At 41.3% G+C, this 15,826-nt stretch carries 7 protein-coding genes; 3 read left to right on the top strand and 4 right to left on the bottom strand.

Going from position 1 to position 15,826, the window contains the following annotated elements:
• A partial coding sequence (locus FFM66_RS07020) for a MucBP domain-containing protein (protein WP_137605438.1) occupies positions 1-4,263 on the bottom strand: 4,263 nt, incomplete at its 3' end.
• Between the two features lie 258 nt (positions 4,264-4,521).
• Positions 4,522-6,510, bottom strand: a complete 1,989-nt coding sequence (gene treP / locus FFM66_RS07015; protein ID WP_137605437.1) for a PTS system trehalose-specific EIIBC component — start codon at positions 6,508-6,510, stop codon at positions 4,522-4,524.
• Between the two features lie 345 nt (positions 6,511-6,855).
• Here treP and FFM66_RS07010 point away from each other — a divergent pair, with 345 nt between their 5' ends.
• Genes FFM66_RS07010 through treR form a run of 3 tightly spaced genes read left to right on the top strand, consistent with a single transcriptional unit; the run spans position 6,856 to position 10,922 of the window.
• The gene (locus FFM66_RS07010; protein ID WP_137605436.1) at positions 6,856-9,468 is read left to right on the top strand and encodes a glycoside hydrolase family 65 protein; all 2,613 of its coding nucleotides are present in this window, start codon (positions 6,856-6,858) and stop codon (positions 9,466-9,468) included.
• 51 nt (positions 9,469-9,519) lie between these two features.
• Positions 9,520-10,170, top strand: a complete 651-nt coding sequence (gene pgmB / locus FFM66_RS07005; RefSeq protein ID WP_137605435.1) for a beta-phosphoglucomutase — start codon at positions 9,520-9,522, stop codon at positions 10,168-10,170.
• Positions 10,171-10,205: 35 nt separating this feature from the next.
• Complete coding sequence (gene treR, locus FFM66_RS07000) at positions 10,206-10,922, top strand: trehalose operon repressor (RefSeq protein ID WP_048604580.1); 717 nt, start codon at positions 10,206-10,208, stop codon at positions 10,920-10,922.
• 37 nt (positions 10,923-10,959) lie between these two features.
• Here treR and mprF read toward each other — a convergent pair whose 3' ends face one another.
• Together mprF and rny are read right to left on the bottom strand one after the other, a co-directional pair.
• Complete coding sequence (mprF, locus tag FFM66_RS06995) at positions 10,960-13,512, bottom strand: bifunctional lysylphosphatidylglycerol flippase/synthetase MprF (RefSeq protein WP_137605434.1); 2,553 nt, start codon at positions 13,510-13,512, stop codon at positions 10,960-10,962.
• 447 nt (positions 13,513-13,959) lie between these two features.
• Complete coding sequence (gene rny, locus FFM66_RS06990; protein ID WP_048604582.1) at positions 13,960-15,516, bottom strand: ribonuclease Y; 1,557 nt, start codon at positions 15,514-15,516, stop codon at positions 13,960-13,962.
• Positions 15,517-15,826 lie beyond the last annotated feature (310 nt).

Below are 15,826 nucleotides of genomic sequence, written 5' to 3'. Positions count from 1 at the left end.
TTCTGTACTTGGTTCTGTACTTGGTTCTGTACTTGGTTCTGTACTTGGTTCTGTACTTGGTTCTGTACTTGGTTCTGTACTTGGTTCTGGTACAGGTTCTTTTTCTGTCTTTTTATAAATCAGAATTAAGGTTTGATTCTCTTTTGTATACTCACCTTTCAGCGGTGCAGATTTTTCATCTAGTTTAAGGTAGGTGTATCCCGTGATTTCTTTTGGTTCAATACCATACTTCTCACCGATTTTCCCTTTTTCAATTTCTTTTTCTTTAATGCTGTTGCCTTCTTCGTCGACATAGTTGATTGTTATGACGGCCTCTTCTGCTTCAATCTCGACTTTTTTATAAACAAATAAAATCGTTTGGTCTGCCTTTTGTAATTCACCTTTTAGCGGTGCGGAATCCTTGCCTAATTCTTTGTATTCATAACCTTGCTTCGTCAAATCATCTGGGACGATTTCATAACCATTACCGACATAGCCACTTCGTTCGTTGGACGGCTGCAGTTCTTTTCCTTCCTCATCCACATAACGAATCGTCAATTTACCGGATTTTTCTGGAGTAGGTACTTCTGCTTTGGCGTAAACAAGCGTTATTGTCTGTTCTTTTTGCAAATTGCCTTTTAGTGGTGCGGAATTCTCTCCTAAGCCAGTATAGACATAATTTTGGTTAGTTAAATCAAGCGGTACGATTTCATAACCAGCTCCAACATAGCCATTGTGTTCCATACTTGCCAGCAGCTCTTTTCCATCTGTATCTACATAACGAATCGTTAATTTAGCAGTTTCCGGTGTTGGTACTTCTGCTTCGGAATAAACCAGAATAAGCGTTTGTTTTTCTTTTTGCAGGTTGCCCTTCACTGGAGCTGAGCCTTCACCTAGACCAACATAAACATAATTTGGCTGAATCACCTTACTTGGTTCGATTTCATAACCATTACTAACAAAACCGTTGAGTGTGGCTTCTGGTTGAATTTCGTTTCCTTTTATATCCACATAGCGAATCGTTAAGCCACCACTAGTTTCTGTTTCAACTTCGCCATTTTTTTGGTAAATAAAGGTAATCGTTTGTGCTTCTTTCTTGAAAGTTCCTGCTAACGGAGCTGAATCCTTCGTCACCCCGACATAGGAATACCCCGCTTTTGTTAGGTCATCAGCTACTACTTCATAGCCATTACCAACGAAGCCATTATTATATACATTGTCTGCTTGAATTTGTTTTCCCGTTTCATCTACATATCGAAGGATCAAATCACCCGCTTCTTCAAGTTCAGGGAGCTGTCCACTTCGATAGATTAAGGTAATTTCTTGTGGATCTTTTATCAGTTCACCTTTCAATGGTGCTGAATTTTCAGCTAATCCAACATAGCTGTACCCTTGTTCACTTAAATCATCTGGAATAATTTCATACTTGTTACCGATAAATCCACCTTTGAGAGTTTCATCATCCTTAATTGTATTACCGGTATCATCTACATAATGTACTGTCAAATCACCTGCTTTTCCGTATTCTGGTACTTGACCGTCTTGGTAAATTAAGGTAATTTCTTGTGGATCTTTTATCAGTTTGCCCTCCAATGGCGCTGAATCTTTACCTAATCCGATATATTTATATCCCTGATTAGATAAATCATCTGGAACGATTTCATAACCGTTGCCAATAAAGCCGCCTTCATGAAATTGATCTGGTTGAAGTTCTACACCAGATTCATCGACATAATGAATGGTTAGTTTCCCTGCCGCTTCAGATTCGGGTAATTCTGTCTTCCCATAAACATACGTAACACTTTCCGGAGATTTCAATGTCAAATTATTATGAATTGTACGAACTGTGTAACCCGGTCCATCCGGATTTTCTTCATAGTAATGCCAGTAATCATTGATATTGCTATAGGACATAGATTCACCATGAGGAATCGTCAAAACTTGCGTACTAGGGTTTTGGGCATCTGTATAATCGGTCAACTCGACAGAAATATCTCCTGCTTCATTTGTCCGAGTAATCGTCATGTCAATTGGATGCAATTCCATGACACCATGACCAACTTTATAGTCTGTTGGATAGGTATAATTCTGTAAATTCACTTTATATGATCCATTTACTGGTAAATAGCGTTTTGCATAGTAATTTGCTAAAAAGCTTTCATCGAAATCATAGGTAGCAAAACCAGTTGTTGATTTTATCGTTTCATCTATCTGATCTTTCGTAATACTTGGCTTATCGAGTATCATCTCCTCTGATTCCTTATACGTTTCTCCATCCAGCAATTTCCCCATCAACTGATAGCCATCGCCGGCGTAAATTCCTTTTGTTAAATAATTATTCCCTGAAGATAAAGTCAACTCTACTTCCGGAAGGTTTAGCAGTTCTTTTCCTGTCAACCAGTCTACCCATTTGACTGTCGCCCCGGGTTGAGTGGATGGCGTTGCGAATAATTGCCCTGGATTCCAATCATAGTAATATTCCGTCGTATTCCCGTCTTGATCTTCATCCCATTCATCTTGAAAATAGTCTGCAAAATTCAAATCAAGATTATAACCTGAAAAGTTGATACTCATAGCAGTGTTACTCCATGGATCGTCGCTCTCTGTTATTCTGAGTATTTTCTGCTCTGCTCGATCACGTCCAACAAAACTGGCAGTCAACTTCCCATCTGGTCCCGTCAAAATATTGCCTTCTTTATCTACAAAAGAAATGGATGTTGTCTCGCTTTCTTCATCATAAGATAAAACTGCGAACGTCTCTTTCCCTAAAAATTGTTCTATCCACGGACCAACATAAGAATTTGCAATAGCAGTACCTTCCATGATTTGTCGATTATCCATATTTCGTACTTCACTGTAATTTGCGATTGCATAAATATTTTTAATTGTTCCTAATGAACCAGTCTTTTTCGCAACAACTGCACCTCCGGCATTGTACGTGCCGAGAGTCGTCTCAACTGTAAGGGGCAAGCCGAGAATCGTATCTGATGTGCTGCCCTCTTCACCAATATTCCCCTCTGACCCATTGTCCCCACTGTCAATTTCACTGCCATCTTTGGCATAGACATAAGTAGTTGTTTCAGGTACGTCTAGGTTAAGGTCATTATGGATCTTTCTCGTAGTCCAGCCAGGTCCGCCATTATCATGACCATACCAAAAATCATTTTCATTATTGTAGCTTTGTTCATCCCCATGTTTGATTGAAAGACTTTCTACCTCGTTACTTGTGTAATCTTTCAATGTCACCTCAACGTCACCTGCAACATTTGTTCGCTTCACTGTCATTTCAATAGGATACTTCGCCGTGTCCCATTCTTTATAATTTTGTAAAATAACCGTATAGGATTCTCCTATTGCTAAATGGCGATGAATATGGTAATCCGCCAGATTACTTTGATCGTAGTCATCTGCAATCGTCCCTTTGGATTCTGTTACCTTAGGATCAATTTGATTTTTATTGATGCTAGATCCCTCAGCTTCTTCAGTTGTTTCCTCGTAAGTTTCCCCTTCCTTTAATTGCCCCAATAAATGATACCCTTCTGGTGCGGCCAATGCCTTCGTTGTGTAGCTACTACCTGGCAAAACAGTCGTTTCTGCTTCTGGATACTGGGAAAGCTCCTTACCCGTTTCTGCGTCTACCCATTTGACTGTGGCTTTTGATACAGAAGGAGTGAACAGCAGTTGCCCTATATAAACGTTGTCTATAATAAGCTTCTCTGTTTCTGCTTCTGTTCCTTCATCCATATGATATTCCATAAAATTTATATCAAAATTGTACCCAGAAAAGTGGATCAGCATTCCTTGATAGTCACTAATTTTTTTAATTACAGTTTCTGCTTTTTCATGACCACTAAATTCTGCGACTAAAGGATTCCCTTCATAGTCTTTAAGTACTTCTCCTGAATTATTAATAAATGAGAGCGTGGTTTTTTCTGTTTTTTCTTCATAAGAAAAAACAGCTCGTAATTCCTCATTAAGCCATTCCAATCGCCAGTCGTTACCTACAGTTCCATTTGCAATAGAAGATCCCTCCATAGTCTTCCGATTATCAATACTCCGCACTTCATTAAGATCAGCAATAGCATATACATTCTCGATATCACCAATTTTCCCCGTTTTTTTCGTGATCACTGCGCCACCATCATTAAATGTCTCACTTGTTGGCACAATCGTGACGGGTAGACCTAAAATTGTTGTATCTTCAGCAAACGCCTTTGTTCCTGAGAATATCATAAGACCAAATGCTACTAAGATACCCAACCCAATTACATTTCTTCGGTTCATTTTTCTCTTCCTTTCCACTATTTGTTTTCGTTTTTATTTTCCCATCAACAAATTCCACTAAAATCAAATTCCTGTTTTATCTATAACTACGCTTTCATTATACCTTCTTTAAAAGGAAAAATTACGTCAATAATTATCGTGTTCGTGTCAATTTCTGACCTGTTTAGTTCTTCAAAACGTCATATTTTCCAAAAACAAAAAAAGCCAGTGAAGAAACAACCTTCACTGGCTAAATGTACTCTCTGATTTGGTTAAGTTTTACAACATCTCCGCTTCACCGACATGTTCTTTGGCTTTGATTTCGCCGGTTTTTGTCAGTGTCAGACTTGAGACTTTCTCTGCATTAGTAAGAACCGTCAATACATCAGTTCCTTTTCCAGCCGCTTTGACAGCAGCGATATCCATGATTGCCAACAAGGTGTTTGGTGTGACCTCATCCCCTTCTTTGACCTTCACATCAAAAGGTGCTCCTTTTAACTCAACCGTATCTAGTCCCATGTGCACGAGGACTTCTGCTCCGGTTTTTGTCAAAAGACCAATCGCATGCTTCGTTTCAAACACGCTGGTCACTTTTCCGGCAACCGGTGAATAAATCTCGTTGGCTGTTGGTCGAACCGCAAATCCGTCACCCATCATTTTTTGGGAGAAAACAGGATCGGAAACTTCCCCAATTGCGATGACTTGACCATCGACTGGTGCATATAATTTTTCTTCAGTCGTAGCTATTGGCGTTGCACTAACAGCTTCTTCTGTCGCAACATTTGATACGCTGACACCGGCTGTAGCAAATTCAGGCGCAAGATTACCGGTAGCTTCTTCGACAGGATCGATCTTATTAAAGATTCCTTGACGACGGAATACGATAGTCAAAATAAACGGTACAACAATCGCAATCAGCATCGCCACCAAGAAGGCAAGTCCGCCACCGCCAATATTGAAATTGATAGCTAAAATCCCTGGCAAACCACCGACACCGATCGCATTGGCACGAACTCCCATCAGATTGCTGAACATACCAGCCAGACCTGAACCGATCATCGCAGCGATAAAGGGATAAACGTATTTTAAGTTGATCCCGAACATCGCAGGCTCTGTAACGCCCAGATAACAAGAAATCGTTGCTGGAATTGAAATTTGTTCTTCTTTTTTATTGCCTTTGTGTAAGAAATAAACTGCCAACACCGCCGAACCTTGGGCAATATTGGATAGCGCGATCATTGGCCATAAATTGGTTGACTGAAAATCAGCAATCAACTGCATATCAATGGCATTGGTCATATGATGCAAGCCCGTGATAACCAACGGTGCATATAAGAACCCAAACAGTGCACTGAACAACCAGCTGACCGATGACGTCAATCCTGTATTTACGACAAAGGAAATACCGCTGCCTAGCCACCAACCGAATGGCCCTAAGACCACATGAGCCGCCAAAATCGTAGGCAACAAAGCAAACAACGGAACAAAAATCATAGAAACCGCTTCAGGAATCCGTTTTCGGAAGAAAATTTCCAAATAAGCCAACATAAATCCTGCCAGCATGGCCGGAATAACTTGCGCTTGGTAACCAATCTTGTCGATTTGGGCAAAACCAAAATCCCAAAATGGAATATCTGCTGCCGCTGTACTTCCTACCGCATAGGCATTCAATAATTGTGGTGAAACCAAGGTAATCCCTAAAATGATCCCCAGTATTTGGGTGGTTCCCATTTTACGAGTCACACTCCAAGTAATCCCGACTGGCAAGAAGTGGAAAATTGCTTCCCCTGGCAGCCATAGAAAATCATTGACACCATTCCAGAAAACCGATTGTGAAACAATCGTGCCGTTCCCGAAATCGATACCTTCTAATACATTACGAAAACCTAAAATCAACCCACCGACAATGATTGCTGGAATAATTGGTGTAAAAATTTCTGCTAAAACTGCAACTGCTCGTTGTATCGGATTTTGATTCTTTTTCGCAATAGACTTGCTTTGTTCCTTGGAAACTCCTTCAACACCGGAAACCGCCGTGAATTCGTTGTAAAACGTTGGAACATCATTCCCGATGATAACTTGGAACTGACCCGCATTGGTGAACATTCCCTTTACACTTGGAATATCCTCAATTGCTTTCTCATCGGCTTTGTCTGGATCGTTTAGTACAAACCGCATTCGTGTTGCGCAGTGAGTCACTGCCGCGATGTTTTCTTTGCCGCCGATGTCCTTCAGCAGCTGTTCAACATCTGCCTGATATTTACCCATGGATAAAACCCCTTTCATAGTAACTTGTATATATATGTCTGTTTTACAAATTAATAATAACGTGTAAATAAAATATATGCAAGCGTTTTACAAAAATAATTCAAACTTTCTTTTTTTAAAGAAATCATAGACATCTTCTTTTCACAAGAAAAATAGGTTTGTATCAATATTTTTTAAATTTTTTTCACAGTTTGTTAAATAACTATCACTTGTACTCTCTCACCAGATATGTTTTGCTGTTTTTATTTAAAAACATAAGAAAACAACAATTTTTAATTGTAATTGCTTACATTCTCCGCTATAATATTCTTGCATGTATAGACAAGTTAGAAAAGGAGTGTCGTAATGAAAAATGTACAAATCACATATCTTGATCCGCAATGGCAGGTCATTGGAGTTGATCAGCCGGCTGTTTTTGACACGTTGACAGAGGTAGAAGCCTATTTGCAGCAGATAGCAGGATCCTTTGATGGTGGAGAAATCCACGCTGAGAAAGAAATTTTGGTTTCACAGGAAGGTCGGATTCTTGAAGCCGCTCAAACATTGACGGAAGCACTGAACCTACCCTTCGTTTATACAAAAGATGCCGAAAAGCAACGGGAAGATTTACCTTGGCTGATAACTTATCATGGGTACGCTCCCGGCAAGGATGAATATTCTGTGGAATCCTTGTTGACAGTCGGTAACGGCTTTATGGGTCTGCGGGGGACAACGCCGGAAATGACCATCACCGAAGAAAATTATCCTGCTACCTATTTGGCCAGCTTGTATAATACCGCAGCTTCAGAGGTTTCCGGACAGACGATTTACAATGAAGATTTTGTCAATGCACCAAATCTGCAAAAAATTTATTTAATCGTAGACGGCGAAACAGTTGATATCGCAAACAATACAGTACTGACGATGAAACGCCAACTAGATTTACGAACAGGGTTATTTCAATCTTGGAGTGAAATTCAGTTAAACAATGGAAAGAAAATCGCGATCCAGACAAAAAAAATCGCCAGCATGGCAGAGGTGCATCGCTATAGCCTGGTTTACCGCTTTTCGCCGATCAATTTTTCTGGTGAAATCACCTTGGTATCCGAAGCAGATGGTGGAGTATTCAATTATAATGTCGCCCGCTACCGCAGCTTGACCCATCATCACTTGACGCTTGATGTGTTGCAGGCGCATGAACAATACGCCCGCTTGGATGCCCGAACGAACCAGTCCGGTATCACCATCCGACAAACTTCGGCACTTGCCAGTGATACCTTGGATTTGACGAAACTTATCAATGAAGAGCAGACAGAAAAAATTTCCCAACATCTAACGATTTCAGCCCATGAAAAGGACTGGTATTCCCTAGAAAAAACCGTGGATGTCCAACAATTCCGACAAACACCCCCAGATTTTGCCGGTTTTTCGCCACTGCCTTCTTTTACAACGCTTTATCACGAATCACAAAAAGCATGGCAACAGCTTTGGCAAAAAGCCGCGATCACTGTTGAAGGGGATTTGATGTCACAAAAATTATTAAATCTCCATACCTATCATCTGCTGTCTTCGGCTTCCCCGAATGGCAACAAGGAGCTGGATGCTTCTGTGACCGCACGGGGATTGCACGGGGAAGCCTATCGCGGGCATATTTTCTGGGATGAATTGTTTATTTTTCCTTTTTATATCATCCATTTTCCTGAAACGGCAAAAGAATTGTTGTTGTATCGTTACCGTCGACTGGAAATGGCGAAAAAAGAAGCCGCTGAAGCCGGTTATCAAGGAGCAATGTTCCCTTGGCAATCCGGATTGGAGGGCAGCGAGCAATCTCAAAAACTGCATTTGAACCCCATCAGTGGCGAATGGAAGGAAGACCACAGCCGACTGCAACGGCATGTCTCCTTGGCGATTGCTTACAATGTGTGGCAATACTGGCACAATACCCGCGATATTGCCTTTATGAAAAATTACGGAACGGAAATGCTATTGGAGATTGCTCATTTTTGGCAAAGCGCCGCTACTTGGGATGAAGACTTGCAACGCTACTCTATCGAAGGTGTCATGGGCCCGGATGAATTTCACGAAGGCTACCCTCATGCAGCAAAAGGCGGGTTGAAAAACAATGCCTATACCAACATGATGGTGGTTTGGCTCTTTGAAGAATTGGCTGCATTACAACAAAAATTACCCGCAGAAGATTTTCGTGAAGCACAGGCGAAAACCGGTGTTGATGACCATCTGTTGACAGCAATGCAGAAAATCAAAAATCAACTGGCATTGACCATCAACGATGAAGGAATTATTGCGCAATTTGATGGTTATTTTGATTTGAAGGAAGTCGACTGGAGCTACTACAAAGAAAAATATGGCAATATTTATCGGATGGATCGGATTTTGAATGCAGAAGGCGAATCCGCAGATGCCTATAAAGTTGCCAAACAGGCGGACAGCTTGATGATTTTTTATAATTTTTCCAAAGCACAGGTTGCCGATATTTTGACGGATCTGGATTACCACTTACCGGAAGATTATGTAGAAAAAAATCTGCATTACTACCTGCAACGCACCAGTCACGGTTCAACGCTGTCTCGGGTGGTTCACGCCCAATTAGCGGCCATGGTAAAGGATCAGCAGTTGGCTTGGCAACTTTATCAAGAAGCGCTGTATTCTGATTATCGTGATATCCAAGGAGGAACTACGGCAGAAGGAATTCATGCCGGCGTGATGGCGGCCACTTTGTTTATTCCGTTGACGACCTTTGCCGGTTTGGATATCCGTCGAGAAAAAATTCATTTCCACCCTAACCTACCAGATGCATGGCAAAAAATTCGTTTTGCTATCACGATTCGCGGAGTGGATTATCAGGTAGCTGTTACCCACCAAAGTCTGACGATTACCGCAAATTGCGAAGAAACGATTACAGTAGGCAAAAAATCTGTTACACTAAAATCAAATGAAACCCAAACGATTGCTTACTAAAAGCCGTTAGGATATTTATTCCATTAAAAGATGAACAAGGAGTGTTTTGACATGAAAAAAGGATTTATTTTTGATTTAGACGGTGTCATCACCGATACAGCCAAATTTCATTTTGTTGCTTGGCGGGATTTAGGTGCTGAAATCGGCATCACGGTTGATTTAAAATTCAATGAACAACTAAAAGGCATCAGCCGCATGGATTCCCTAGAACGAATTTTGGTTCATGGCGGAAAAGAAAATGCGTTTACAATGGAAGAAAAAGAAGCATTAGCAGCGAAAAAAAATACCCATTATGTGGAATTACTACAAGACTTGACGCCTGCCGATTTGTTACCGGGAGTGAAAGAATTTTTAGATGCTGCCCACAATCAAGGGGTGCCTTGTGCGATTGCTTCGGCTTCTAAAAATGCGCCATTTATTTTAGAAAAATTAGGTGTCAGTGATTTGTTTGACGGCATCGTTGATCCAGCAACCTTGACAAAAGGCAAACCCGATCCGGAAATTTTTGTTAAAGCAGCCGAATTATTGAATATCCAACCAGAAGAAGCAATCGGTTTTGAAGATGCCCAAGCTGGGATTGATGGCATCAAAGCCTGCGGAATGACCGCTGTCGGTGTTTTATCCGGCGAACCATTACACGGTGCAGATTTGACGGTTCACGAATTGTCAGAATTGACCATTGCTGAACTTATCCAACGCTAAACAACGCTTTAAAGAAAAAAGGGAGGATGAAATCCATGAATAAATTTAGAGAAATATTTCTTGATTTGGAACAAAAGATTTTGGCAAAGGAATATCCTCCCCAAACGCTACTTCCCAGCGAAAATCAACTAATCAAGATTTATGGTGTTTCACGTGAAACAGTTCGCAAAGCCTTGAATCTGCTGCGAAATGCCGGCTATATCCAAAAACAGCAGGGAAAAGGTTCTATTGTGCTGGATCTCAACCGTTTTGATTTCCCAATTTCCGGATTGACCAGTTTCAAGGAGCTGCAAAATGCTCAAAACATCCACAATGAAACCAAGGTCGTGGAAATCAAGAAAGTCGCCGTTTCACCCAAACTTCATCAAACCACGGATTGGCCCGTGGCTTCCGAAGCGTGGAAATTGGTTCGGCAGCGAAAAATTGATGGCGAAGTCGTGATTTTGGATATTGATTATTTAGATGCTCGGATTATCACCGACTTGCCGGAAAAAAAAGCCCAAGATTCCATCTATCATTATTTTGAAAATGATTTAGGCCTGGAAATCGCTTATGCGCAAAAAGAAGTGACCGTTGATCCTGTGACCAAAGAGATTCGTGATTTGATGGATTTATTGCCGGAGGATCAGCATGTCGTTGTCGTTCGCGGTCTGGTTTATCTGGAAGACACCCGTTGTTTTGAATACACCGAGTCGATCCATCGGCTGGATAAATTCCGTTTCGTTGATTTTGCCCGACGGAGAAAAGCCTAAAAAAGGTATCTGCACAGCTCACGTGCAGATACCTTTTTTATACATCCAACATAACATCTTCCACAAGTGTTGGTCCCTTGTTTTTTCCTTTTCCAATCAGCAACAGCAACTGCAAGGAAGCAAGATAGAAATTTCCGCCCTTCACATAGGCAAAATAGCAACTCTCCCAATCCTCCACATACCGTTGTTTGCCAGCAACATTTCGTTGAAATCCGTAAAATGTCCCGTAATTGTAGATCACATTCATGATCCGTTCTTCAATGGAAGCAAAAGGACCATCTCCGACATGGGCAAAAGGGGCCATTCCCAAATCAGCCAGTTCATAACCTTGCGCCTGCCATTCTTTCAGCATATTCACTACCAGATAATTGGCTAATTCCGGGGGTTCTTCCGGCAGCATCCTCAGCAAATCATAGGAAACCCAATTACGATCAATAGGCTGTTGGGTAATAAAACCAACCACCTGTGTTTTTTTGCGAAGAATCCCAATCGGACTTTTCAATAAATACTCCTTAGTAAACCGACCACTGCCAAAGAATTTTTCCTTATTGCCCTTCAACCATTCCTCAGAGACCCGCTGAATATCTGCCACCAGTTCTTCCGGCAACTGTTCATAATACGTAAAGTGATACTCCTGCCGTTCAAAAGATTTGCTACTATCAAAGGATTTATCCCGCAAAGATACTGTGGCACTTTCCCCGATTTTAGTAAATTGGAAACCCAAATCATGGAGCAAAACAGCGTAGCGTTGACTGATTCGATAAAAAGCCAACTGATACCCCAGCAAATCCGCTTCTGAGATAAAGGCCAAGGTTGCTTCTCCCCAGAGCTTTTCATTTCCGATGGGTCGGCCTAAGACAAAGCAACGGTTTCCTTTAATTTGATACCCGAAAACCAATTCATCCTGTCCATCTTTTTGATAATAATAATACTGATACCCTGGTAAAAATAACCGATGACTGGAGCGAGTGCCGCCAAAACGCTGAATCAATGCTGCAAAGCGTTTTTCATCCCATGAGGTGCCCAGTTTTTTTTCTGTAAAAGCCAAGTACTGCTGCAATCCCAACAACGTCATCAAAGAAATCGCTACGCCCAATAATCCGGAGAACCAGACATCATCTGACGGGAACAAAAAGAAATTATCCCCTAAGATTTGATTGTTCCACCACTGACCACTGTGATACCCGGCAACTGCATAGACAATAAACAAGCAGCCAAACAAGCAGCCGTCAAAGATTTTTGCTCCCCATGAGTAAACAAATTTTTCTCGATAAAATTCATGCCGTGCCAGCCAAACAGTAGCTAAAATCAACAGATAAACCACCATCAATCGTAACGATCGTGTGCGGGAAATCGTGTTGATGATTCCAAACAATAACAAGGCAATCGTAGGAAAATACGCCCGTTTGACTTTTGCAAACAGTGCCCGTGCCAAACCTAACAATAAGAATCCAATCAGCAGATTTAAGGTTTGGTCCAAAAAATTAAAGGAAAAGGGCAGAATAAACTCAAAAAAGCGACTGATATTGGACAGATTGGTCACCGTTGAAAGCAGAACCATCATAATTCCTGCAAAATACACCGCCACAACGACTACGATATGGGCAATCCGCTGCAAAAATATTCGTGGCAGATTGTCAAAGAAACGATTCAGCTTTACACTGGTTTGGGTCAAAAAGAGAATCACACCGCTTAGAAACGGCACTAAATAATAAAACAAGCGATAATACAGCAACCAAACGACCGTCTGATCTTGAGACAACCCGATTTGGCTCATCCCTAAAATCATCAAAACATCAAAGGTTCCCATTCCCCCGGGAACCATCGTCAGCATCCCAATTAGGGTCGCAATCAAGAACATCGGCGCCACATCCACCAGCGAAATCGGCAGCTCCATCAAATAACCGATACTTAAAAAAACCGCCAACGCAGATAGCCATTGGGTGAACGAAGTTGCCAAAAGGGTCAATACTCCTTTCGGATACAATTCGGCAAATAATTTCTTTCGCCGTAAATAACTAAAAATCAGTAAAGAAGGGGCGTATAGACTGCCGCCAAGCAACCAGATCCAATATTTTTGATAAAAGGCATCCCCATGAAAAGTAAACAAAGCGACGAGTAAAAATAACGCCCAGATCGACAAGCCGCTTAGCATGAACAAAGCGATTTTTGAGACTGTCGCCAAGATTTTTTTGCGATCGATTCCTTTTCCGTAAAAATTCGCCCGCAAACTGGCCCCGATAATTCCGCCAAAACCAGCTAGATTATTAATGGTATTGGTCGTCCACGCCGCTATCAGCCAATCTTTTCGTGGCATTTTGGGCTTGCCGAGTGTCTCCAATGTTTGGATTGTCACCCAATCATACCCCAGCATCGGAATGATTCCCACCAAGCCAATAATCCCCATTAGCACTAAGGTACTGTTATTTTGCTCATCCATTGTCGTTAAGACATCATCCCAACTCATTCCGTGGGCGATATTGATCACTTGATTGCTGACAAAAAGAATAATTGATCCGAAAAAAATCAATCGCAAGAGGAAACTATGGGCTTTGACCCATTGAAGGCCCTTTTGGACAACGCTTCGCATGATGTGTTCCTCCTTGTTCGTTTTAATGTATTAAATTTTCCTGCAGAAAATTTTGGTTTATTCTCACGCCGTATATCATTCCACTAGACTTCTTGAAATAAGTGGAACTGACATCCTTGTTCGTTTTAATGTATTAAATTTTCCTGCAGAAAATTTCGGTTGTTTCTCACGCCGTATATCATTCCACTAGACTTCCTGAAATTAGTGGGACTGACATCCTTGTTCGTTTTATTGTATTAAATTTTCCTGTAGAAAATTTTGGTTGTTTCTCACGCCCTATCCCCATTCCACTAGACTTCTTGGAAATAGTCGCACTGACGTCTTCACACTATAAAATAATGGTAGCCTAAAAGAAGAAAATTTGCTACTAGAAACTAATAAACCCGCTTTTTTAAAGAAAGAAACAGAAAAAAAACGACTCTGCCTATTCAGCAAAGTCGTTTCAGCTTATTTTGCGTAATCTGTCGCACGGGTTTCCCGGATGACGGTTACTTTGATATGTCCTGGATAATCCAAGTCATCTTCAATTTTCTTGCGGATGTCACGAACTAAGCGCACAGCATCCAAATCGGAAATCTCTTCTGGTTTGACCATGACCCGAACTTCCCGTCCTGCTTGAACAGCAAAACTGGATTCGACACCGGCAAAACTGTTGGAGATGTTTTCCAAACTTTCTAAACGGCGAATGTAATTTTCCAATGATTCGCTGCGGGCACCTGGCCGTGCAGCGGATAAGGCATCGGCTGCGGCAACCAGCACAGAGATGACGGAAGTTGCTTCGACATCACCATGGTGAGAAGCAATCGCATTGATGACCACTGGATTTTCTTTGTATTTTGCTGCCAATTCTGCCCCGATTTCAACGTGAGAACCCTCGATTTCATGATCCAAGGCCTTCCCGATGTCATGCAGTAAGCCGGCGCGTTTTGCCAATTGGATGTCTTCTCCTAATTCAGCAGCTAAAACGCCAGACAATTTGGCAACTTCCAACGAGTGATTCAAGACATTTTGACCGTAGCTTGTTCGGAAATGCAAACGTCCCAAAATCTTGATTAAATCTGGATGCAACGTATGAGCGCCCACTTCAAAAGCAGCTTCTTCCCCATATTCACGAATCCGTTCATCCATTTCCTTACGAGATTTTTCGACCATTTCTTCGATACGTGCTGGATGGATTCGTCCATCTTGGATCAGCTTTTCCAAAGTCATTCGCGCAATTTCCCGACGAATCGGATCAAATCCGGAAAGTACGACTGCTTCTGGCGTATCGTCAATGATCAAGTCGATACCTGTCAATGTTTCCAGTGTCCGGATGTTTCGTCCTTCACGTCCGATAATCCGTCCCTTCATTTCATCATTTGGCAGGGAAACCACAGAGACCGTCGTTTCAGATACCTGATCAGCTGCACAACGTTGGATAGCAAGAGACAACAGATTTTTTGCTTTGCGATCTGCTTCTTCTTTTGCCCGTTGTTCTGATTCCTTCACCATAATTGTCAATTCGTGGTTCAATTCTTCTTCCGTTGACTTCATGATGACTTCTTTTGCTTCATCTCGAGACAAGGCAGCGATGCGTTCAAGTTCTTGCTGTTGTCCTTCAATTAATTTCTCGACTTCTTTTTCTCGCTCGTCAATTAATTGCTGTTTCGCACTAAGTTTATCTTCTTTTTCTTCCAGTGAGTGCTCACGCTTTTCAATAGAGTCGTCCTTACGATCAAGTAACTGCTCTCTTTGAAGCAAGCGATTTTCTTGTGATTTTAATTCAAGTTTGCTCTCTTTCAACTCACTTTCAATTTCTGACCGATACTTCTGATTTTCTTCCTTAGCTTCTAACAATGTTTCTTTTCTCAGAGTTTCCGCTTCTTTTTTCGCACTGTTCAAAATTCCGGTTGCTGAATTTTTAGCGCCTTCAATCTCTTTATCATGACGAGATTTTGCCACGAAGTACCCTGATCCAAGACCAACAATTAAACCGATGATAGCGAGGAGAATATTAGGTACCATTAGATACACCTCCATACTATCTTATTAAAATTATTCTGTAGTTTTTTGATAAACAGTTATCAGTAATTATCAATATGCCTACTTGCATAGGTGTGTTTACACACAACTTTATTCTAATGTTTGTAGTAAGCACTGTCAACTTTTATTGCAGATAATGCAGAATGTATGAGCAGTTTATCATGCATCGTACGGATTGACGGATTTTGCCGAAATTTATTCGTTGACTTTTTTAAACCATTAAACCCTCATGTGGTAGAAAAGCCAATCCTGCCATATTTAGAAAAAAGCCGTCATCTCCTAAGAGATAACG

It is taken from the genome of Enterococcus songbeiensis, from assembly GCF_005405265.1.
GTDB lineage: Bacteria > Bacillota > Bacilli > Lactobacillales > Enterococcaceae > Enterococcus_C > Enterococcus_C songbeiensis.
Note: the sequence above shows the minus strand (reverse complement) of the source record. Positions and strands in the feature narration are given on the sequence as shown.